A 21,931-nucleotide genomic window follows, 5' to 3' on the forward strand; every position below is an offset into this window, starting at 1 on the left:
TGTCGTTTAAAAACAAACACTTACTAAGGATTGGCGGAGAGAGTGGGATTCGAACCCACGGAAGGTTTAACCCTTCGCCGGTTTTCAAGACCGGTGCCTTAAACCGCTCGGCCATCTCTCCAATCGGGTCCCGGATGCCCGGGCAGCGGCGTATTCTCGCACGTGAACGGCATTTGCCCAAGACCACCCTTGCCCCTGCCCTCCGCATCCGGCACGGTGGGGCCTCCACTGCAATCGGAGCCGCCATGGCCCATCTCGATCTGGCCAACCTGCGCACCACCCTGCTGGATGACACCCAGTTGGCTGCGGTGGCCCTGCACCGCACCTTCGCCGGGCACCTGCCGGTCAGCAGCGGGCACCTGGTGGTCTGCGATCCGCTGGTCCAGGCCGAGGCACCCGCGCTGGCTGACTACACTGCCCCGCTGGGCCGGCACTCGGTCGAAGTCATCGTGCATAGCGGCCGCCCGGCGCTGGCCGTGGTCTGGTTCAAGCCGCGCCAGTTGCTCACCGCGTCTGCCCTGCACTGGCAGATGGCGCGCTGGACCACGCAGGACCTGACTGGACTCGATGAGGACAGCTTCATCGGCTACCCGGTCGACGCCGGCATCGGCTGCTTCATGGATACAGACACCCAGCGGGCGCTGCTGACCCTGATCGAACAGGCCGATGGCGACGAAGAGAGTGAATGGTCGGATGCACTGATCGACCACGAGGGCTTCGATGAAGGCGCCGAGTACCGTCCGTGGGGCGAAGACTCACCTCACGGCCTGGTCGTATTCACCAGTGGCTGGGGCGATGGCGTCTATCCCAGCTACTGGGCGCTGGATACGTCCGGCACTCCAGTCGCGCTGGTCACCGACTTCCTCTGCATCGAGGGCGGTGATGGGCGCGACGAGCGCGAGATCGCCGATCAGGCCTACCGGGACAACCTGCCACCTGCGGAAGCCGAGGCGCTGGCCAGGCTGGTAGCTGCCGTGGAACGGGACGACGTAGAGGCCCTGCACCCCCTGCTGAAGGACGCGCCGCAGCGCGCCAACCAGATCGAGCCGGGCTGTGGCGGCACCGCAATGTTCGAGGCGATCCGCCTGGATCGTCCGCAGGCATTGCGGGTGCTGCTGCAGGGAGGTGCATTGCCGGCGATGCCCGAGCGCCTGCACATGAGCAAGGTCACCAGCTACCTGGACTACGCGCGGTTCCTGAAGAAGCCACGCAGCGCAGAGTTGATGGCGGTGCTGGAAGCGCCCGTCGTTGCAGCCGAACCGCCACCGGCCGCGCCGCGACGCCGCAGCTTCTGGGACCGGCTGTTCGGCCGGACGTGATCGGCGCCGGAAAACAACAACGCCGGGCATGGCCCGGCGCTACCGTTCAGCGCTCTCAGCCGGCATCCACCGCCAGCGCACCCAGTGCACTGGCCTTGATCCGCTCCTTGGCCTTTTCACAGGCGCCACCGCAATCCAGGCGCGAGGCCTCCAGCTGCGGCGGCAGGTGCTCGGCCAGGAAGTCGATGAACACGCGTACCGCCGGCAGCAGGCCGCGGCGCGAGGCGAACACGGCATGGCACACGCCCTGCGGCAGCGACCAGTCCGGCAGCACCACTTCCAGCTCGCCGTTGCGCACGGCGTCGGCGCAGACGGTTTCCGGCAGCATGGTGATGCCGAAACCGTCCTTCACCATGCTCTGCAGCAGCGGGAAGTCGAAACCGGCCACGCGCGGCTGCAGGTCGACCCGGCGCACTTCGCCTTCCGGGCCATGCAGCTCCCAGCGCTGGCGCGCTTCGTCTTCGCTGATGCTCAGGGTGACATGCTGGGTCAGTTCTTCCGGGTCCTTCGGGCGGCCGGCGCGGTCCAGGTACTTCGGGCTGGCTACCAGCAGCTCCTGCACCTGGCCGAAGCTGCGCATCACCAGGCTGCCGTCGTCGTCCAGGCGCGAACGCACGCGCAGGGCCACGTCGTAGCCTTCATTGATGATGTCCACGCGGCGGTTGCTGATGTTCAACTGCAGGCGCACCTTCGGGTACTGCTCAAGGAACTTGGGCAGCAGCTTGGGCAGCTGCATCTGCGCCAGCGACACCGGTACGCTGGCGCGCACCACGCCGCGCGGTTCGGCGCTGAGGCGGTCCACCACTTCGCGGGCGGCCTGTGCTTCGGCCAGCATCGTCTGCGCATGGCGGTGCACGCTGGTGCCCACGTCGGTAACGGCAAAACGACGCGTGGAGCGCTGCAGCAGGCGCACGCCCAGGTCGGTTTCCAGCTGGCTGATGCGGCGGCTCAGTCGCGACTTGGGAATGCCCAGCGCGCGCTCGGCGGCGGCGAACCCGCCGTGGTCGACCACCATCGCGAAGTAGTACAGATCATTCAGGTCATGCATGCCCGAGTTCCATATCTAGAACAATACGTGGCATTCAATCACCTTTATTCCGTCTTTGCAACAACCTATCGTTCTCTCCGTCGGCGGGGCCACCCCGCCCCTTCCTCCCAGAACATAGGTGACTGCCATGAAGCTTCTGCATCTCGACGCCAGCGTGCTTGGCGACAACTCCGTCTCGCGCCAGCTGTCGGCCGCCGTGGTCGCCCGCTTCACGGGCCAGATCGACGGCCTGCAGGTCGATTATCGCGATCTTGACGCCAATCCGGTACCGCATCTGCGCAGCAGCTCGCTGGCCAAGACCGATGCCGCCGAGGCGACCGACGCTGAACAGGTGATGCAGCAGTTCCTGGAGGCCGACATCGTGGTGATCGGCGCGCCGATGTACAACTTCAGCATTCCGTCCACGCTGAAGGCCTGGATCGACCGCGTGGCCGTGGCCGGCCGCACCTTCAAGTACACCGAGAACGGCCCGGTGGGCCTGGCCGGTGGCAAGCGGGTGATCATCGCCAGCAGCCGCGGCGGCATCTACACCGACTCGCCGGCCGACTTCCAGGAGCCGTTCCTGCGCCAGGTGTTCGCCTTCATGGGCATCAACGAAGTCGAATTCGTGCGTGCCGAAGGCATCGCCTACTCGCCGCAGCACCGTGAAGACGCCATTGCCGGCGCGCTGGCAGCACTGCCGTCGCACGCAGCGGATGAAGCCGTCGCTGCGTAACGCGTTCCAACGGTCAGCGCCCCTCTCTCCTCGTCTGGGCGCTGAACGCGGGCCGGGATCCCCTCCCCCATCCCGGCCCACCCTGGCGGCCCCGCTTTGCGGGGCCGTTTTCTTTTGGACGCGCTAGGCTTGCGGCATGGACTACATCGTGACGACTGCGCACCGCAGCGAGTTTCCGCACCCGATCACCCTGCGCCGCGGGCAGGCGCTGGTGGTGGGCGAACGTTATGAAGGCCCCGAGGGCTGGGATGACTGGTTCCTGTGCGAAGCCGAGGGCCAGCAGCCCGGATTCGTGCCGGCGCCGGTGATCGGCCGCGATGCGCAGGGTGGCGCGTTTGCCACGGAAGATTACTGCGCGCGGGAACTGGATGTGGATCCCGGGCAGGTGCTGCGCGGGCAGCGCACGCTCAATGGCTGGGCGTGGTGCGTGCCGGAGACGGGCGAACCGGGCTGGGTGCCGTTGGAGAAGCTGCGGGTTGTGGGGTGATTGCGCGGTACATCCACGCATGGCGTGGATGTAGCCCGCATTGTAGATCCACGCCATGCGTGGATTCGGTGCCATGCAAGCATGGCACCCACCAGAGCCAGAGCAGTGCCAAGCAAGCATGGCACCCACCCCATCAGACTATCAGCCGATGGTTTCCAAGCCACCCATGTACGGGCGCAGCGCTTCCGGTACGGTGATGCTGCCGTCGGCGTTCTGGTAGTTCTCCATCACCGCGATCATCGCGCGGCCCACCGCCACGCCCGAACCGTTCAAGGTATGCGCCAGTTCCGGTTTGCCAGTGGCCGGGTTGCGCCAGCGGGCCTGCATGCGGCGGGCCTGGAAATCACCACAGTTCGAGCACGAGGAGATTTCGCGGTACGTCTCCTGCGACGGCAGCCAGACTTCCAGGTCGTAGGTCTTCACCGCCGAGAAGCCCATGTCGCCGGTGCACAGCAGCACCTTGCGGTACGGCAGGCCCAGCTTTTCCAGCACCACTTCGGCGCAACGGGTCATGCGCTGGTGTTCGGCGTCGCTGTCCTCCGGGCGGCTGATCGAGACCAGCTCGACCTTCTCGAACTGATGCTGGCGGATCATGCCGCGCACGTCGCGGCCACCGCTGCCGGCCTCGGCACGGAAGCACATCGAGTGGGCGGTCATGCGCAGCGGCAGGCGTTCGGCATCGACGATCTCATCGCGCACGATGTTGGTCAGCGGTACTTCCGAGGTCGGGATCAGGTAGCGCGTGGAGTCGCCCACGGCGGTCTTGAACAGGTCGTCCTCGAACTTCGGCAGCTGGCTGGTGCCGCGCAGCGAATCGGCGTTGACCAGCAGCGGCACGTTGGTTTCCTCGTAGCCGTGCTCACCGGTGTGCAGGTCGACCATGAACTGCGCCAGCGCACGGTGCAGGCGCGCGATCGGGCCGCGCAGCACGGTGAAGCGCGAACCGGACAGCTTGGCGGCGGTTTCGCCGTCCAGCCAGCCATTGCGGGCGCCCAGTTCGACGTGATCGAGCACCTTGAAGTCGAACTGGCGCGGGGTTCCCCAGCGCGCCTGCTCGACGTTGTCGTTCTCGTCGGCACCGGCCGGCACGTCATCGGCCGGCAGGTTCGGAATGCCCATCGAAATGGCATCGATCTTCTCGCGCAGCTCGTCCAACGCCACTTCCGAAGCCTTCAGCTCGTCGGCGAAGGCGGCGACCTCGGCCATGATGGCCGAGACGTCCTCGCCCTTCGCCTTGGCCTGGCCGATGGCCTTGGAACGGCTGTTACGCAGGCTCTGCAGCTCCTGGGTCCGCACCTGGATGCGCTTGCGATCGGCCTCCAGGGACTCCAGGGCAGACACGTCGAGCTCGAAGCCGCGGCTGGTGCGCAGGCGTTCGGCGAGGTCGGCGGGCTGGTGGCGGAGCAGGGCTGGATCAAGCATGGCAGGTGTCGTGGTGGGTATCAGGGATGGGATTATCGCTTGTTATACTGATTTCTGCCGCCCGGTTCATTCCCGGCGTGGCAGAATCGGGCTATTCCGTACTGGTCCGGTCCATGTCTGCACCCCGCTCGTCGTCCGCCAAGTCGTTCACTGTGCATATCCCGCGCAACGCCCTGAAGATCGCCGGCATCGCCTTCGGCGTGGGCGTGCTGCTGTTCGTGCTGGTCTGGCTGACCGGCCGTGACAAGGAGTTCTTCCGCGCCGACCCGGCCGCACAGACCCCGCAGGAAACCGCCCAGGTCGAGCCCCTGCCGGAACCCTTGGCCGCTGCAGCCGGTTCCAGCGACATGCCTGACGCCAAGCCGGCACCGGTGGAGGAGGAAGCGCCGAAGCTGGTCGAAACCGCTCCGCCGCCACCCGCCCCGATCGCCGAGCCGGCCCCGGCCGCCCCGGGCGCGGCGCCGGCCGCGACCGGCAACAGCCAGCCGATGCCGATTGCTGGCCAGTCACCGCCGCCGTCATACCCCGCCGCCGCCCTGCGCGCCGGTGAAACCGGCACGGTGGTGGTACGCGTGGATGTGGATGCCACCGGCTACCCGAACAACGCCACGGTGATCCAGCGCAGCGGCTCACGCGAGCTCGACCGTGCCGCCACCGATGCCGTGCGCCGCTGGCGCTTCACCCCGGCCCAGAGCAATGGCCAGGCCGTGCCCGGCAGCATTGAAGTACCGTTCGACTTCAAGACGCAGTAACTGAACGCTTCCCGGCAGGCAAACTGAACCCTGCCGGTGGCGTTGACGCAACGCTGACACTTCTCGTCCATGGCTCGGGCAACACTTCCCACGTCGTCAGTTGACGGAAGGAGTTTGCGATGACTGCCACCACCCACGAAGACCTTCATTCGCCGCAGCTGCAGCAGGATTCGAGCGTGCAGCACAAGCCCACGTCGCCCTGGATGTGGATCGCGCTGATCGTGGCGATGTTTGCAGCCGCCCTGCTGTGGCTGCGCCATTCCAACCAGGAGGATGTGGCGCCGGCACCGGTCGGTGAGCGCATGTTGCCCGCCCCTGAGCAGGCTGCGGCGACCGATGCAGCAGCACCTGCAACGCGCCAGGCTGCACCAGCCTCCCGCCAGCACAAGGCCGCACCGGCGATACGCAATCGCGAAGCGCGCCCGCTGGCCAGCAACCGCATGCCCACCTACCCCGCTGCCGCACTGCGCAGTGGCGTGCAGGGCAGCGTGATCGCCAGCCTGAATGTCGATACCCGTGGCAATGTCGCCAACGCTGCGATCGTTTCGCGCAGCGGCGAGCGCAGCCGCGACCTGGATCGTGCGGTGCTCAGCACCGTGCAGAACTGGAAGTTCCAGCCGGCGATGCAGGAAGGCCGTGCAGTAGCAAGCGTGGTGCGGGTCCCGGTGGATTTCCGCACCGAGCAGCGTTGATCGCGGACGAGGGGTTCGTGATGTTTCGACGGAGGCTTCGGCCTCCGTCCTTTTATGCGGAGAAGCGTGCCGACCAAGGTCGGCACCTACCGGGTGATGTGAGCGTGCCAACCCAGGTTGGCACCTACCGGGCGATATGAGCGTGCCAACCGAGGTTGGCACCCACCGGGTTGCGTCATCCGCCGGGCGTGGCCTTTCAGGCCAGATTGAACCCGGCGCTGCGCGCCAGGCCATCGAAGTCCGGGAAGGACGTAGCGACGTTGGCGATATCGTTGATGCGCACTTCGCCGTCACTGATCTGGCCGGCGATGGCGAAGGCCATGGCGATGCGATGGTCACCGTGGCTTTCGATGGTGCCGCTGCCCAGACGCACACCGCCGTGCAGGGTGGCACCGTCTTCGGTTTCGTCCACCTGCACGCCCAGCGCGCGCAGGCCGGTGGCCATCGCGGCAAGGCGGTCGGATTCCTTCACCCGCAGCTCGGCCGCACCGCTCACCACGGTCTGGCCTTCGGCGGCGGCGGCGGCCACGAACAGCGCCGGGAACTCGTCGATCATGTCCGGCACCAGTGCTTCCGGAATGCGTGCCCCCTTCAGCGGAGCGTAGCGCACCACCAGATCCGCCACCGGTTCACCGCCCTGCTCGGCCGGATTCTCTTCGGTGATGTCCGCACCCATCAAGCGCAGCGCGTGCAGCAGGCCGGTGCGGCGCGGGTTCAGGCCGACCTGCTTCAGGCGCAGCTCGGAGCCGGGAATGATGCTGGCCGCAACCAGATAGAACGCGGCCGAGGAGAAGTCGGCCGGCACCACGATGTCAGTAGCGCGAAGGCGCTGACCACCACGCAGGCGTGCCTTGCCGGGCGAGAATTCGATGTCCACGCCGAACGCGGACAGCATGCGCTCGGTGTAGTCGCGGGTCGGGTGCGGTTCGGTCACCTGGGTTTCGCCCTGCGCGTACAGGCCGGCCAGCAGTACCGCCGACTTGATCTGCGCACTGGCCACCGGCGAGGCGAAGTCGATGCCGTGCAGCGATTGCCCGCCATGCACGTGCAGCGGCGGCGTCCCGTCGTCCTGGGTGTCGATCTTCGCGCCCATCTGCGACAGCGGGCCGGTGACACGGCGCATCGGGCGGCCGGACAGCGACTCATCGCCGATCAGCGTGCAGTCGAACGCCTGGCCCGCCAGCAGGCCGGCCAACAGGCGCATGCCGGTACCGGCGTTGCCGCAGTCCAGCGGCGCATCCGGCGCCTTCAGGCCGTCGATGCCGACGCCGTGCACGATGCGCTGCGACGGGCTGGGGGTTTCGATGCGCACGCCCAGCTGGCCGAAGATGCGCGCAGTGGCGCGGGTGTCTTCGCCTTCCAGGAAACCTTCGATATGCGAGGTGCCATCGGCCAGCGCGGCGAACATCACCGAGCGGTGCGAGACCGACTTGTCGCCGGGAATGGTCAGGCTGCCCTGCAGCGGCTGGCCCTTGCGGGCGATCCAGTGTTGCGCGTTGCTCATCGTTCGATCATTCCGTAAACGCCAGCAGCGCCGGCGATGCATCAGGGAGCGGCGGCCGTGGCCGCCGCGGCAGCACTCAGGGCACGGCCACCGGGTAGGAGCCCAGCACCTTGATCTGCGCCGAGTGCGCTTCCAGTTCGGCCAGCGCCGCCTGCATCGGCGCATCGTCGATGTGGCCGGCCAGGTCGATGAAGAAGCCGTATTCCCACTTGCCGTGGTGCGACGGCCGCGACTCGATGCGGTTCATGCTGATGCCGTGGCGGGCGAACGGGCTGAGCACGTCGAACAGCGCACCGGGCTTGTCATGGATGAACACCAGCACCGACGTGCGGTCGTGGCCGGAGGTCGGGAAGATGTTGCGGCCCACCACCAGGAAGCGGGTGGTGTTGTCGGCATCGTTCTGGATCGGCTTGGTGACCACCTTCTTCAGGCCGTACACGTGGCCGGCGCTCTCGCCACCAATGGCCGCCGCGTCGTCGGCGTTGCGCGCACGGCGCGCACCTTCGGCGTTGCTGGATACCGGAATCTTCTCGGCCTTCGGCAGGTTGGCGCGCAGCCACGCCGAGGTCTGCATGAACGACTGCGGGTGCGCATAGATGCGCTCGATGTCCTCGATCCGGCCACTGCGCGACATCAGGTACTGCTGCACGCGCAGTTCCACTTCGCCACAGATCTTCAGGTTGGAGGTCAGGAACATGTCCAGGGTGATCTGGATGGTGCCCTGCCCCGAATTCTCCACCGGCACCACGCCGAAATCGGCGTTGCCCGCTTCCACTTCCTGGAACACTTCTTCGATGCTGGCCATCGGCAGGCCCAGCGCGGAGCGGCCGAAGTGCTTGAGCACGGCCTGCTGGCTGAAGGTGCCTTCCGGGCCGAGGTAGCCGATCTTCAGCGGCTCCTGCTGGGCCAGGCAGGCCGACATGATCTCGCGGTAGACGTGCACCAGCAGCTCATCGCTGAGCGGGCCTTCGTTGCGGTCCACCACCATGCGCAGCACCTGCGCTTCGCGCTCGGGGCGGTAGTAGTCGACGGCGGCGGCGAGCTTGCCCTTGGCCTTGCCGACCTGGTGGGCGAAACGCGCGCGCTCGGCGATCAGGCTCTGGATGTCGCGGTCGATCTGGTCGATCTTCGAGCGCACATCGGCCAGCGCCAGCGGCGCCAGGGTGGGTGCCGGGTTCGACGCGGCCTTGGACTTGCCCTTCGCCCTGGTGGACGCGCTGTCCTTGGCCGGTTCGGCCTTCTTCGGCGCCTTCTTGCTGGATTTGCTGCTTGCCATCGGAATTCCTTGTTGCGGGGCACGCACCCGACGGTGCGCGCCGTTCATTGCTCAGCCGTGACGCTGCTGGAAATCGGCCATGAAGGCGACCAGCGCCTCGGCCCCGGCCAGCGGCATGGCGTTGTACAGCGAGGCGCGGATGCCACCCACCACCTTGTGGCCCTTCAGCGCCAGCAGGCCGGCGGCCTTGGCTTCGGCGACGAAACGCGCATCGAGCTCGGCACTGGGCAGGAAGAACGGGATGTTCATCCGCGAACGTGCCGCGTGCGCCACTTCATTGCGATAGAAACCGCCGGAGCCGTCAATGGCGCCGTACACCAGCGCGGCCTTGGCGGCATTGCGCTTGGCAAACTCGGCCACGCCGCCTTCGGCCAGCATCCACTTGAACACCAGGCCAGCCAGATACCAGTTCCAGGTCGGCGGGGTGTTGAGCATCGAATCGCGGGCAACGTGCGAGCGGTAATCAAAGATGTCCGCACGCGGCTGGCCGCTGCGCTCGAGCAGGTCGCGGCGGATGATCATCACCGCGATGCCGACCGGGCCCAGGTTCTTCTGCGCGCCGGCGTAGATCACGCCATAGCGGCGCACATCCAGCGGTTCACTGGCGATGGACGAGCTGAAGTCGGCGATCAGCGGGACGCTGCCGGTGTCGGGCACATCACGGAACTCGACGCCGTGGATGGTCTCGTTGGCGGTGATGTGCACGTAGGCGGCATCGGGTGAGAGCTGCCAGTCGGCACGCGGCGGCAGCGTGCGGTAGCCATCGGCCTCGCTGCTGGCGGCAATGTTGACGTCGACGTAGACACCGGCCTGCTTGACCGCGGTCTTGCCCCAGTGGCCACTGACCACATAGTCGGCACGCTGGCCGGGGGCGGCGAAGTTGAGCGGGATCAGCGCCTGCTGGGTGGTGGCACCACCGGACAGGAACAGCACCGCATAGTCTTCGGGGATATCGAGCAGGCGACGCAGGTCGGCCTCGGCCTCGGCGGCCACGGACATGAACTCCGCACCGCGATGGCTCATTTCCACGATCGAGGCACCGGTACCGTGCCAGTCCAGCATTTCCGCCTGCGCCTGGCGCAGGACCGATTCCGGCAAGGTCGCAGGGCCGGCACTGAAGTTGAACGCGCGCGTCATGTCACACCTGTGGGGCAAGACCCCTAGTATGCCGCAGTGCACCAGCCTTGCGGCCTAGTGCGGCAAGGGAAATTTGGTTTCATTGGAATCCATTGGCCGCCAGCACGGCGCCGGTAGTCGCCGACCTTGCTCGGCGTACGCCGTCAGGCGTCAAACCCGGCGAAGAAGCGTGCCGACCAAGGTCGGCACCTACCAGAGCGGATCCAGCGGATTCAGACCAGGAGCAATGCCCCGGTAGTCGCCGACCTTGGTCGGCATACGCCGCCAGGCGTCATCCCCGCCGAAGGAGCGTGCCGACCAAGGTCGGCACCTACCAGAGCGGATCCGGCCGGTTCAGATCAGCGCGCGCCGAACCAGAGCAGCAGGCTGAGCAGTGCGGCCAGCAGCAGCGCACTCACCAGCAGCCACGGCCAGCGCCGGACCTTGCGCGGCGCGGCCGGCAGCACCGGGGTCTGTTCGGCCTCCTGGCTGGACTCGTCTTCCGCAGGCAGCGGACGCCGGCGCGGGTCGTGCGGCACTTCCAGCACGAACCGGTGCTGCCCATCGAACACCACCTGGTCGCCCGCCTGCAGCCAGCAGTGGCGCACGGCCACGCCATTGACCCGGGTGCCGTCGGCACTGCCCAGGTCACGCAGCAGCACGCGCTCGCCGTGCACTTCCACGCGGGCATGCTGTTCGGCGAACGCAGGATCGTCGATGGCGATGTCGGCGTCGTTGCCGCGGCCGATCAGGCGGGCCCGCGACAGGGTATAGCTGCGCCCATGGTGCAGCCCGCCGACGCCGCGCAGCAGCCGCTGCTGCTCATCGGAGCCATCGTCGTTTTTCGGTGCGGGCGCCTGCAGCAGGCTCTCGACTTCGCCCTGCAGGACCATTTCCACGCCATCCACGTACACCGCATCGCCTGCACGCAGCAGGGCCATCCGGCGAACCGGGCGACCATTCACGTGGATGCCGCGGATACCGTTACCGACCTGCAGCCAGAGGCCGCGATCATCCATGCAGAACTGCGCCAGCAGAAGGGCACCGTTGCCGGCATCGCCGAGCCGCACACTACCGTTGGCCTGGCGCACGATGCGTTGCACCCCGGGCCGCAGCGGCTGGTCGGGCTGTTGTTGTTGACTGAAGTGAACAAGCAGGTTCTGCACGCGGCGCAGCCTAGCAGGTTGGTCGCCAACGAAGAAGAACCCACGATGAGTGCTTGGCGCGAAGGCCCTCGATGCGCACAATGCTCGCCCTCTATTGATCATCCCCGCCCTGCGCCAGGAGCCCGTATGTCCACCATCGATGTCCGCCACGCCCACGCCCTGCCCGACGCACAGGCGCGTGCCGCGATCGAACAGGTTGCCGCCAAGTTGTCCGAGCGCTTCGGCCTGAAGTCGTCCTGGACCGCCGATGTGCTGAACTTCTCCGGCAGCGGCGTGGACGGTGCGATCGAACTGCAGCCGGGCGCCGTGCGCGTCACCGCCAAGCTGGGCTTCCTGCTGTCGGCGATGAAGGGCATGGTCGAAGGCGAGATCCAGCGCGTGCTGAAGGAAAAGCTGGGCTGAACCCCGGCGGCGGCCGTCACGGCCGTGCAACGCCATCGCGCGCTACTCTCGGGACAGGCCCAACTCCCACGGGAAGTGCGATGAACCACTACGAAAACGACGACCGCCGCAACGACGACGCCTCTTTCGGTGACCAGGCCGAGCGCTTCTCGCGCAAGCTCAGCGATTCGGCCCAGCAGGTCTGGCTGGCAGGCCTGGGCGCCCTGGGCCGTGCACAGGCTGAAGGCAGCCGCTTCTTCGATGGCCTGGTGAAGGAAGGCGAAGCCTGGGAGGCCCGCCGCCGTGAACGCCACGGCGAACAGGGCCCGGGTTGGCGCGACAACGTCGAAACCTCGCTGGACGAGGCCCGGGAGAAGGCCTCCGGCACCTGGAACAAGGTTGAAAAGGCCTTTGATGACCAGGTGCAGGGCGTGCTCAAGCGCCTGCATGTCCCCACTGCGGACGAGGTGACCGCGCTGGAAGCCCGCATCGACGCCCTGCATGCGCGCCTGGCCAAGCTGGAGAACCGTGCCGCTTCGGGCGCCGATGCTCCCGCCCCGGGCAGCCATCAGTCGCCCGACAGCGTGCCCTGAATGCCATTGTTGCAATGCAATAAATTTTGATTGACAATCGCGAGCAACCCGCCAATCGCTTCGGCTGCCGTTTGTTCCCTCCCCTCACGGCTTCAGGATTGGCGGGTTTTTCGTGTCCGCCATATACCGATCTGCGCGCGCCATCACGTTTCCTGTCAGGAACCTCCTGACCCAGCGATGCGGCACGACCTTTACACTGTCGTCCTCCGCATTCGCCCCTTCCGCGCACCTCCTGCATGCTCCCTTGGATCCTGGCCCTGCTGTCGGCCCTGCTTACCTGTTCCCTGGCCGTTGTCTATCTGTGGTGGATCAAGCGGCGGCAGAAGGAGATGCAACTCGGCCTGCAGGCCTTGGCTGGCATGCACTGGCGCGAATTCTCCGTGCTGGTCAAACGCATGCTGCGCGAACAGCGCGGCCTGCGTGAACTGAACGACCCGGCCGAGGAGTCCCGCGAGCCGAGCAGCGACTTCCTGCTCAGCGATGGTCCCAACCAGTGGCTGGTGTCCTGCAAGCACGGCCTGGCCTACCGCATCGGTACCGCCGCAGTGAACGAACTGGGGGCGGCCGCGCGCCTGGCCGGCGCCAAGGGCGGCGTGCTGCTGACCGAGGGCCGGATCGAACGCGACGGCCGCAGCGCCGCCGAGAAGCAGGCCGTCGAGGTGCTGGACGGCCCGCGCCTGTGGCCGTTGCTGCAGCCCTATCTACCGGCAGAAATCGAAACCCGTGTGCGCGCCAGTGCCCGCCATGAAGCCCTGCGCCGCATTGCCATAGCCGCGCTCGCCGCGGTGACGCTGGGCCTGCTGGTGGGACTGAGCCTGCAAGGGCTGCATGTGCAGGACGCTCCGCCCGTTGCCGAGGAGACGGGCGCCCCCGCGCCGGTTGCGCCTGCGGTTGAAGCGGCGCCCGAACTGGCGCCGGCCCCCGCCACCACACCGCCGACCACGGCGCCTGCGCCGACGCCCTCAACCGATGCGCGCAGCATTCCCAACCCGGATGCCGCCACGCTCGAGCGCTTCCAGGCCGATCTGTCCCGTGCCTTGGCTGGCAAGCCCGGCATCGCCAGCGGTGTCTGGCTGACCCGGCAGACGCTGGCGATCAACCGCACCGGCGAGCTGGACGCGGTGTGGCCGCAGGTCTGCGAGGAAGTGCTGCACTACCCCGCCCTGCGTAACGTGCGCATCCAGCTCAACGCCCGCCCTGGCGTGGATGAGCCCGTACGCTGGCGGCAGTGCGCTACGTATTGATTGGGGTGTCTGTAGATCCACGCCATGTGTGGATGCCTCTGTAGCGTCGAGCCACGCTCGACTCATCGCGCATCGCGCGAACAGCAGCCGAGCATGGCTCGGCTCTACAGGGCGCCTGCTCAGCCCAATGCCGCGAGATGGGCGATGTAACTGGAGCGCGATTCACCCGCCGCTCTGGCCTGCGCATCCAGCCTCGCCAGGATCCGGCGTGGCAGGCTGATATTGACCCGCTCGATAGTGTCGTCCAGTAGAGCCGGATCAATGCAGATGTACGCAAGAATCCAACGGATGTCCTTGGATGCCTCGGCGGCGATTTTCTGCGGTGCCGAAGGTGTCGGAATCGAGCGTCCCTCATCCAGGGCCGCATCAATCCAGGCGAGCGCGGCCTCTTCCGCCGCAGTGAGCGCATCATCAAGCGTGTCGGCCGCCGAGAAGCACCCCGGCAGATCCGGAACGACCACACCCCACGCGGTGCGCTCATCACCTGCCTCGATCAAGACTGGATATCGCATGGGCCCTCCTACGTCAGTCCTGCGAGCTTCCGCAACGCCTGCACCAGCCCCCTTTGCCCAGATCCTTCCTTGGGTGAGGCACGGTGATGATGTGAGGGTGCTGCGGGTGCACGAATACATGATGGGATCCGCGAATCCGGCGACAGGTCCAATCTGCTGCCTCCAGATCCCGGATGAGGTCCCTGCTCTTCATGCGGGGACGATACACATCGTACACACGCCCCGACAGAGTTCAAGGCGACAGCGTGTCCCGAGCGGGGTCGACCCTACCTTGCCCCAGGCGCGAAGCGCGCCACCAGGTCCCAGGCGTCGCCGAGGAACACCTGACGCACACGGGTGATCGGCTGCTCACCGCGCCAGGTCAGGCGCTCGATCACCAGACAGGCGGTGCCCGGCTTCACCTCCAGCAGCTTGGCGGTGGCGGTGTCCGCGCCCCAGGCACTGATGCGGTGCTGGGCACGGGTCCACGAGACGTTCTGCAGCAGCCAGCTGCCCGGTGCAGTGGTGCTGAAATCGACCTCCAGTACCTCGGGCACGCCCACCGGGCTGATCAGGCGGTGCTCCAGCGCCAACGGACGGCCATCGGCCAGGTGCAGGCAGCGCATCGCCAGCAGCGTCTTCTGGCCGGCCAGCTCCACTTCACCGGCATTGCCAGCGTCGGCCAGGCGCAGGTCGCGCTGCAGCAGACGATAGGCGTACTGATGGCCGCGCGAGCCGACCTCCATCGCGATATCGGGAATCTCCAGCGCCACCTGCTCCAGGTGCGGGGGCTGCCGCGCCACGAACGAACCGGCGCGGCGGCGCCGCTCGATCATGCCGCTCTCGGCCAGCGCGGTCAGCACCTTGTTCACCGTCATCCGCGAGCAGTCGTACTGCTCCATCAGCTCGTGCTCGTACGGAATACGGAAGCCCGGCGCCCACTCTCCGCTGAGGATGCGGCTTTCCAGATCGCTGCGGATACGCTGGTTGAGCGTGGCGGACTTGCTGGCCTTCACGTGATGGGATCTCGGTAGCGGGATGCGATCAGCCCAGCACGCCGCGCAGGGCGGCAGCGAAGGCGCTGGTGATCGCCTCGCGCTGCAGGTGGCGGCCGTCGGCCACGCACTGGCGGCCATGGCGCCAGACCGATCGCAGCGCGCCATTACGTGCGGCGAACACCCAGCTGTCAAGCCATGCGTCGTCCTGTCGCGCCTGCAACGCGGGGTGCGAAGCATCCAGCTCGACCAGGTCGGCACTGGCGCCGACCTGCAGGCCGGCGGCCACACCCAGGGCCTGTGCACCGCCGTGCAGTGCGCCCTCGAACAGGAAGCGGCCGGTGCTGCGGGTGGCATCCGGTGCCAGCACATTGCGCCCGCGCAGGGTCAGGCGTTGGCCGTATTCAAGCAGGCGCAGTTCTTCGGCCGCATCAATCAGCACATTGGAATCGGAACCGACACCGAAGCGACCGCCCTCGCGTGCGAACGCCTGCATCGGGAACAGGCCATCGCCCAGATTGGCCTCGGTGATCGGGCACAGGCCGGCCACGGCCTGGCTGGCCACAATGGACGCACGCTCGTCGTCGGTGATGTGAGTGGCATGCACCAGGCACCAGCGCGCATCCACCGGCGCATGGTTATACAGCCACTGCACCGGGCGCTGGCCGCTCCAGGCCAGGCAGGCCTCCACTTCGCGTACCTGTTCGGCGATGTGGATGTGCACCGGGCCGTCGGTAAGCGGCAGCAACGCACTCAATTCCTCGCCGGTGACTGCACGCAGGCTGTGCGGGGCAATGCCGAGCACCGCATCGGGCAGCGCGGCCAAAGACGGCTTGGCGGCGTCCAGCAGCTGCGCAAATCCCTCTACGTCATGGATCAGGCGTCGCTGCGCGGGGTTCGGTGCCGCCCCGCCGAAATCGGCATGCGCATAGAACACCGGCAGCAGGGTCAGGCCGATGCCGGTCTGGTCGGCCGCCGCCGCAATCCGCGCGCTCATCTCGGCACGGTTGGCATACGGCCGGCCGTCAGCATCGTGGTGCAGGTAGTGGAATTCACCGACGCGAGTGAAGCCGCTTTCCAGCATTTCCATGTAGGCCTGGGCGGCGATGGCCTGCACCGCGTCCGGGCGCAGATGGGCCAGGAAGCGATACATCAGCTCGCGCCAGCTCCAGAAGCTGTCACCGTCGCCGCCGCCGATCTCGGTCAGCCCAGCCATGCCGCGCTGGAAGGCGTGGCTGTGCAGGTTGGGCAGGCCCGGCACCAGGATGCCGACGCGGGTGTCGCCGTGCTGGGCGCCCTGCCCCGTGTGGATCGCCGTGATGCGACCGTCCTGCACCTGCAGGCGGACATCACGGGCCCAACCCTCGACCAGCAGGGCGTGGGCGGCATGGAAACTGTGCGGGGAACGCGAATCGGACATGGCTGGACAACCCGAAATGGACACCTATATTGTATAGACATATAAGCACAGCCGCGTTGTGGATGCCATGCACGTCGATACCCTCTGGTCCAACGTTCACCTGATCACCCTCGATGGCGAGGGGCTGGGTGTCATCCGCGATGGCGTACTGGCCTGCGCCGACGGTCGCATCGTCCATGTGGGTACCACCGGCAGCGATGCCCAGCTGCAGCCGACCACCCGCATCGACGGTGAAGGCCGCTGGATCTCGCCGGGCCTGATCGACTGCCACACCCATCTGGTCTACGCCGGCAACCGCGCCAACGAATTCGAGCAGCGCCTGCAGGGCGTCAGCTATGCCGACATCGCCCGTGCCGGCGGCGGCATCGTCTCCACCGTGCGCGCCACCCGCGCCGCCACGCCGGAACAGCTGGCCAGCGAAAGCCGGCCACGCCTGCTGGCGATGCGCGCCGAAGGCGTGACCACCCTCGAGATCAAGTCCGGCTACGGCCTGACCCTGCCCGACGAACGCAAGCAGCTGCAGGTCGCGCGCGCGCTGGGCGAGGAATGCCGGGTCAACGTGGTGACCACCTTCCTCGGCGCGCACGCGATTCCGCCGGGCCGCGAAGCACAGGAGTACACCGACGAGGTGTGCAACGTGATGATCCCGGCCATCGCCGCCGAAGGCCTGGCCGAAGCGGTGGATGTGTTCTGCGAGAACATCGCCTTCTCGCCGGCGCAGGCGCGGCAGGTCTTCGAAGCAGCGCGCGCCAACGGGCTGGCGGTGAAGATCCACGCCGAGCAGCTGAGCAACCAGCATGGCGCCGAACTGGCCGCCAGCTTCGGCGCACTCTCGGCCGACCATATCGAACACCTGGACGATGCCGGCATCGCCGCGATGGCGGCGGCCGGCACCGTCGCCGTGCTGCTGCCCGGCGCCTTCTATTTCACCCGCGATACCACCCTGCCGCCGATCGCGGCGCTGCGTGCGGCCGGCGTGCCGCTGGCGCTGGCCACCGACAGCAACCCGGGCACCTCGCCGCTGACCAGTCCGCTGCTGGCGATGAACATGGGCGCCACCCTGTTCCGCCTGACCGTGGACGAGTGCATCGCCGGCTTCACCCGTGAAGCGGCGCGCGCGCTGGGCCATGGCAACCGCATCGGCCGCCTGGCCGTGGGCCTGGACTGCGACCTGGCGATCTGGGACATCGACGCCCCCGCCGACCTGGTCTATCGCATTGGATTCAACCCGCTGCACGCGCGCGTGGTGCGCGGACAGCCCGACCTGCCTGCCTCCTGGAGCAACACATGAGCAACACCCTGGTTCTTCGCCCCGGCCATGTCACTCTCGCCCAGTGGCGGCAGGTCTATCGCGGTGCGCCGCTTGCACTGGACCCGGCCGCGCTGCCGGTGGTGCGCGCCAGTGCGGCGGCCGTCGCCGCCATCGTCGCCAAGGGCGCGCCGGTGTATGGCATCAACACCGGCTTCGGCAAGCTGGCCAGCGTGCGCATCGAGCGCGAAGACCTGGCTACCCTGCAGCGGAACATCGTGCTTTCGCATGCGGCCGGTGTGGGCGAGCCGATGCCGGCCAGCGTGGTGCGTCTGATGATGGCGCTGAAGCTGGTAAGTCTTGCCCAGGGCGCTTCGGGCGTGCGCGAGGAAACCCTGCTGCTGCTGGAAGCGATGCTGGTCAAGGGCGTGCTGCCGGTGGTGCCCGCACAGGGCTCGGTGGGTGCCTCGGGTGACCTGGCACCGCTCTCGCACCTGGCCAGCGTGATGCTGGGCGTGGGTGAAGCCTTCGTCGGTGACGAACGCCTGCCGTCGGTCGATGCACTGGCACGCGCCGGTTTGCAGCCGATCGAACTGGGCGCGAAGGAAGGCCTGGCCCTGCTCAACGGCACCCAGTTCTCCACCGCCTATGCGCTGGCCGGCCTGTTCGAGATCGAGACCGTGTTCCAGGCCGCGCTGGTCACCGGCGCGCTGTCGGTGGAAGCGGCCAAGGGTTCCGACACGCCGTTCGACCCGCGCATCCATGCCATCCGCGGCCAGCGCGGACAGATCGCCACTGCGGCCACGCTGCGCACGCTGATGCAGGGCTCGGACATCCGCGAATCGCACCGCGACAACGACGTGCGCGTGCAGGACCCGTACTGCCTGCGCTGCCAGCCGCAGGTGATGGGCGCAGCGCTGGACATCCTGCGCCAGGCCGCAACCACGCTGGAAATCGAAGCCAACGGCGTGTCCGACAATCCGCTGGTGTTCACCGACACCGGCGAAGCACTGTCCGGCGGCAACTTCCACGCCGAGCCGGTCGCCTTCGCCGCCGACATGCTGGCGATGGCGGTGTGCGAGATCGGTTCGATCAGCGAGCGCCGCCTGGCGATGCTGGTCGACCCGGCGCTGTCCGGCCTGCCGGCGTTCCTGACCCCGCGCCCGGGCCTGAATTCCGGCTTCATGATTCCGCAGGTGACCGCCGCCGCGCTGGTATCGGAAAACAAGCAGCGCGCCTACCCGGCCAGCGTCGATTCGATCCCGACCTCCGCCAACCAGGAAGACCATGTGTCGATGGCCGCGCACGGTGCGCGCCGCCTGATGCAGATGGCCGAGAACGCCGCCAACGTGATCGGCATCGAGCTGCTGGCCGCTGCGCAGGGCTGCGACTTCCACGCGCCGCTGCGCTCCAGTGCCGCGCTGGAAAGCGTGCGTGCCACCCTGCGTGCGCAGGTGCCGACGCTGGAAGAAGACCGCTACTTCCACCCGGACATGGTGACCGCCACGAACCTGGTGCGCAGCGGCGCGCTGGCACAGGGCTTGGCGGAGCTGCTGCCGACCGTGGAACCGCAGGCATGAATGTCCATCCCGAATGGCTGACGGTGCACGAAGGCGATGCCCCGCTGATCGTCAGCTTCCCGCATACCGGCAGCGAGCTGCCGCACGACCTGATCGGCGACTACCACTCGCCGTGGCTGGCCCGTCGCGACGCCGACTGGTGGGTGCACGAACTGTACGACTTCGTGCGCGGCATGGGCGCAACCACGGTGCGCTCGGCGATCTCGCGTTCGGTGATCGACCTCAACCGCGATCCCAGCGGTGCGTCGCTGTACCCGGGTCAGAACACCACCGGCCTGTGTCCGCTGACCACCTTCGACAACCAGCCGCTGTACCACGCCGGGCGCGAACCGGATGACGCGGAAATCGCCCGTCGCCGCGACACGTATTTCCTGCCTTACCACGATGCGCTGGCCGCACAGATCACGCGCCTGCGTGCGAGGTTCGGCACTGTCGTGGTGTATGACGCACACTCGATCCGCTCACATATCCCGCACCTGTTCGAAGGCGAGCTGCCGCAGTTCAACCTCGGCACCGCCGGCCCGTCCGGCGCACCGGACACGTCCTGCGACAACGCCTTGAGCGATGTGGTGGAGAACCTGCTGAAGATCAGCGGCATGAGCCAGGTACGCAACGGCCGCTTCAAGGGCGGCTGGATCACCCGCCACTACAGCAACATCGCCGGTGGCGTGCACAGCCTGCAGATGGAACTTGCCTGCCGCGGCTACATGCACGAACCCCTGCCGGACCAGGTGGACGAACACAGCTGGCCCACCCCGCTCGACCCCGATCACGCCGCACCGCTGCGCCACACCTTGGCGCAGGTGCTCAACGCCTGCCTTGAATTCGCTACGAACCGGAGCGCCGCATGACCCGCAACGACCCGACCCGCACCATTGCCGCGCCGACCGGCACCACGCTCAACGCCAAGAGCTGGCTGACCGAAGCGCCGCTGCGCATGCTGATGAACAACCTGCACCCGGACGTGGCCGAACGGCCACAGGAGCTGGTGGTGTACGGCGGCATCGGCCGCGCCGCGCGCGACTGGGAGAGCTTCGATGCGATCGTCGAGACGCTCAAGCGTTTGGACGATGACCAGACCCTGCTGGTGCAGTCGGGCAAGCCGGTGGGCGTGTTCCGCACCCACGCCGATGCACCGCGCGTGCTGATCGCCAATTCCAACCTGGTGCCGCGCTGGGCCAACTGGGACCACTTCAACGAGCTGGATAAGAAAGGCCTGGCCATGTACGGCCAGATGACCGCCGGCAGCTGGATCTACATCGGCGCGCAGGGCATCGTGCAGGGCACCTACGAGACCTTCGTGGAAATGGGACGCCAGCACTTCGGTGGCGACCTGACCGGGAAGTGGCTGTTCACCGGCGGCCTGGGCGGCATGGGTGGCGCGCAGCCGTTGGCTGCCGTAATGGCCGGCGCCTCCTGCCTGGCCGTCGAGTGCCGCAAGAGCAGCATCGACATGCGCCTGCGCACCGGCTACCTGGATACCTGGACCGACAACCTGGACGAAGCGCTGCGCCTGATCGATGAATCGTGCAAGGCCGGTACGCCGAAGTCGGTGGGCCTGCTCGGCAATGTGGCCGACGTGCTGGCCGAACTGCTCAAGCGCGGCGTGAAGCCGGACCTGCTGACCGACCAGACCTCCGCGCACGACCCGGTGAACGGCTACCTGCCGCAGGGCTGGACGGTCGAGCAGTGGGATGAGAAGCGCGTTTCCGCCCCCAAGGAAGTGGAGAAGGCCGCGCGCGCGTCGATGGCCAACCACATCCGCGCCATGCTCGGCTTCCACGCGCTGGGCGTGCCGACCGTGGACTACGGCAACAACCTGCGGCAGATGGCACTGGAAGAAGGTGTGGCCAATGCCTTCGACTTCCCGGGTTTCGTGCCGGCCTACATCCGCCCGCTGTTCTGCCGCGGCATCGGCCCGTTCCGCTGGGCCGCACTGAGCGGCGACCCGGAAGACATCGCCAAGACCGATGCCAAGGTGAAGGAACTGATTCCGGACAACCCGCACCTGCACCGCTGGCTGGACATGGCTGCCGAGAAGATCAAGTTCCAGGGCCTGCCGGCACGCATCTGCTGGGTGGGCCTGGGTGACCGCGATCGCCTCGGTCTGGCCTTCAACGAAATGGTCGCCAACGGTGAACTGAAGGCACCGGTGGTGATTGGTCGTGACCACCTGGACAGCGGCAGCGTGGCGTCGCCAAACCGCGAAACCGAAGCGATGGCCGACGGCTCCGATGCGGTGTCCGACTGGCCGCTGCTGAACGCCCTGCTCAACACCGCCAGCGGCGCGACCTGGGTGTCGCTGCACCACGGCGGTGGCGTCGGCATGGGCTTCTCGCAGCACGCCGGCATGGTGATCGTCTGCGACGGCACCGAGGCCGCGGCCAAGCGGATTGGCCGCGTGCTGTGGAACGACCCGGCCACAGGCGTGATGCGCCATGCCGATGCAGGCTATGAGATCGCGATTGATTGCGCGAAGGA

The 21,931-nt window shown here is 67.4% G+C and carries 22 protein-coding genes and 1 tRNA gene; 12 read left to right on the forward strand and 11 right to left on the reverse strand.

All coding sequences use genetic code 11. From position 1 onward, the window contains the following. Positions 1-31 precede the first annotated feature (31 nt). A tRNA-Ser gene (locus N5D91_RS10780) sits at positions 32-121 on the reverse strand. A 124-nt stretch (positions 122-245) separates the two neighbouring features. Here N5D91_RS10780 and N5D91_RS10785 point away from each other — a divergent pair. Continuing rightward, positions 246-1,319: a DUF4241 domain-containing protein gene (locus N5D91_RS10785; protein ID WP_180855560.1), complete on the forward strand. Its 1,074-nt coding sequence runs from the start codon at positions 246-248 to the stop codon at positions 1,317-1,319. 55 nt (positions 1,320-1,374) lie between these two features. Here N5D91_RS10785 and N5D91_RS10790 read toward each other — a convergent pair whose 3' ends face one another. Next, positions 1,375-2,367, reverse strand: coding sequence for a LysR family transcriptional regulator (locus N5D91_RS10790; RefSeq protein WP_005410175.1), 993 nt, complete (start codon positions 2,365-2,367; stop codon positions 1,375-1,377). 127 nt (positions 2,368-2,494) lie between these two features. On the opposite strand from N5D91_RS10790, the gene N5D91_RS10795 reads away from it, so the two are divergent. Together N5D91_RS10795 and N5D91_RS10800 are read left to right on the forward strand one after the other, a co-directional pair. Next, a complete protein-coding gene (locus N5D91_RS10795; protein ID WP_014037684.1) occupies positions 2,495-3,082 on the forward strand; it encodes an NAD(P)H-dependent oxidoreductase in 588 nt (195 codons plus the stop codon). Positions 3,083-3,218: 136 nt separating this feature from the next. Beyond that, positions 3,219-3,569: a ligand-binding protein SH3 gene (locus N5D91_RS10800; RefSeq protein WP_110712764.1), complete on the forward strand. Its 351-nt coding sequence runs from the start codon at positions 3,219-3,221 to the stop codon at positions 3,567-3,569. 141 nt (positions 3,570-3,710) lie between these two features. On the opposite strand, the gene serS is transcribed toward N5D91_RS10800, so the two are convergent. After that, complete coding sequence (gene serS / locus N5D91_RS10805) at positions 3,711-4,991, reverse strand: serine--tRNA ligase (protein WP_032129791.1); 1,281 nt, start codon at positions 4,989-4,991, stop codon at positions 3,711-3,713. A gap of 113 nt (positions 4,992-5,104) precedes the next feature. Between serS and N5D91_RS10810 the strand changes: the two genes are divergently transcribed. Continuing rightward, entirely contained in the window at positions 5,105-5,743 is a 639-nt protein-coding gene (locus N5D91_RS10810; protein ID WP_180847862.1) for an energy transducer TonB, read from the forward strand. 119 nt (positions 5,744-5,862) lie between these two features. After that, the gene (locus tag N5D91_RS10815; RefSeq protein WP_153856023.1) at positions 5,863-6,435 is read left to right on the forward strand and encodes an energy transducer TonB; all 573 of its coding nucleotides are present in this window, start codon (positions 5,863-5,865) and stop codon (positions 6,433-6,435) included. A 196-nt stretch (positions 6,436-6,631) separates the two neighbouring features. On the opposite strand, the gene aroA is transcribed toward N5D91_RS10815, so the two are convergent. From aroA to N5D91_RS10835, 4 genes are all read right to left on the reverse strand, one after another. After that, entirely contained in the window at positions 6,632-7,939 is a 1,308-nt protein-coding gene (gene aroA, locus N5D91_RS10820) for a 3-phosphoshikimate 1-carboxyvinyltransferase (RefSeq protein ID WP_180855559.1), read from the reverse strand. A gap of 76 nt (positions 7,940-8,015) precedes the next feature. Then, on the reverse strand, positions 8,016-9,215 hold the full coding sequence (gene pheA, locus N5D91_RS10825; protein ID WP_180855558.1) for a prephenate dehydratase: 1,200 nt from the start codon (positions 9,213-9,215) through the stop codon (positions 8,016-8,018). A 51-nt stretch (positions 9,216-9,266) separates the two neighbouring features. Beyond that, complete coding sequence (gene serC, locus N5D91_RS10830; protein WP_110712768.1) at positions 9,267-10,352, reverse strand: 3-phosphoserine/phosphohydroxythreonine transaminase; 1,086 nt, start codon at positions 10,350-10,352, stop codon at positions 9,267-9,269. Between the two features lie 338 nt (positions 10,353-10,690). Then, positions 10,691-11,497 (reverse strand): FHA domain-containing protein, encoded by an 807-nt coding sequence (locus N5D91_RS10835; RefSeq protein ID WP_132810424.1) that lies wholly within the window; start codon positions 11,495-11,497, stop codon positions 10,691-10,693. A gap of 126 nt (positions 11,498-11,623) precedes the next feature. On the opposite strand from N5D91_RS10835, the gene N5D91_RS10840 reads away from it, so the two are divergent. From N5D91_RS10840 to N5D91_RS10850, 3 genes are all read left to right on the forward strand, one after another. Continuing rightward, positions 11,624-11,899, forward strand: coding sequence for a polyhydroxyalkanoic acid system family protein (locus tag N5D91_RS10840; protein WP_005417302.1), 276 nt, complete (start codon positions 11,624-11,626; stop codon positions 11,897-11,899). An 80-nt stretch (positions 11,900-11,979) separates the two neighbouring features. Next, a complete protein-coding gene (locus N5D91_RS10845) occupies positions 11,980-12,471 on the forward strand; it encodes a phasin family protein (protein ID WP_110712770.1) in 492 nt (163 codons plus the stop codon). Between the two features lie 236 nt (positions 12,472-12,707). Beyond that, entirely contained in the window at positions 12,708-13,715 is a 1,008-nt protein-coding gene (locus N5D91_RS10850; protein ID WP_180855557.1) for a restriction endonuclease, read from the forward strand. 119 nt (positions 13,716-13,834) lie between these two features. Here N5D91_RS10850 and N5D91_RS10855 read toward each other — a convergent pair whose 3' ends face one another. The 4 genes from N5D91_RS10855 to N5D91_RS10870 all read right to left on the reverse strand — a co-directional run bounded on the left by N5D91_RS10855 (position 13,835) and on the right by N5D91_RS10870 (position 16,621). After that, positions 13,835-14,227 carry a type II toxin-antitoxin system HicB family antitoxin gene (locus N5D91_RS10855; protein ID WP_134951390.1) on the reverse strand — a complete coding sequence of 131 codons (393 nt, stop codon included), beginning with the start codon at positions 14,225-14,227 and terminating at the stop codon, positions 13,835-13,837. Between the two features lie 13 nt (positions 14,228-14,240). After that, positions 14,241-14,420, reverse strand: a complete 180-nt coding sequence (locus tag N5D91_RS10860) for a type II toxin-antitoxin system HicA family toxin (RefSeq protein WP_258011666.1) — start codon at positions 14,418-14,420, stop codon at positions 14,241-14,243. 73 nt (positions 14,421-14,493) lie between these two features. Continuing rightward, entirely contained in the window at positions 14,494-15,222 is a 729-nt protein-coding gene (hutC, locus tag N5D91_RS10865) for a histidine utilization repressor (protein ID WP_180855556.1), read from the reverse strand. A gap of 28 nt (positions 15,223-15,250) precedes the next feature. Continuing rightward, positions 15,251-16,621, reverse strand: coding sequence for a formimidoylglutamate deiminase (locus N5D91_RS10870; protein WP_180855555.1), 1,371 nt, complete (start codon positions 16,619-16,621; stop codon positions 15,251-15,253). Between the two features lie 67 nt (positions 16,622-16,688). On the opposite strand from N5D91_RS10870, the gene hutI reads away from it, so the two are divergent. From hutI to hutU, 4 genes are all read left to right on the forward strand, one after another. Further along, positions 16,689-17,912 (forward strand): imidazolonepropionase, encoded by a 1,224-nt coding sequence (gene hutI, locus N5D91_RS10875; protein ID WP_180855554.1) that lies wholly within the window; start codon positions 16,689-16,691, stop codon positions 17,910-17,912. Next, the gene (gene hutH / locus N5D91_RS10880) at positions 17,909-19,450 is read left to right on the forward strand and encodes a histidine ammonia-lyase (protein ID WP_180855553.1); all 1,542 of its coding nucleotides are present in this window, start codon (positions 17,909-17,911) and stop codon (positions 19,448-19,450) included. The genes hutI and hutH overlap by 4 nt, the downstream gene beginning before the upstream one ends. Beyond that, on the forward strand, positions 19,447-20,301 hold the full coding sequence (hutG, locus tag N5D91_RS10885; protein ID WP_153856019.1) for an N-formylglutamate deformylase: 855 nt from the start codon (positions 19,447-19,449) through the stop codon (positions 20,299-20,301). Before hutH ends, hutG begins: the two co-directional genes overlap by 4 nt. Then, the coding region (hutU, locus tag N5D91_RS10890; RefSeq protein WP_279922681.1) for a urocanate hydratase at positions 20,298-21,931 on the forward strand (1,634 nt) is incomplete at its 3' end. The genes hutG and hutU, both read left to right, overlap by 4 nt.

Origin of the sequence: Stenotrophomonas sp. GD03794 (assembly GCF_029842145.1) — a bacterium.
Lineage (GTDB): Bacteria > Pseudomonadota > Gammaproteobacteria > Xanthomonadales > Xanthomonadaceae > Stenotrophomonas > Stenotrophomonas riyadhensis.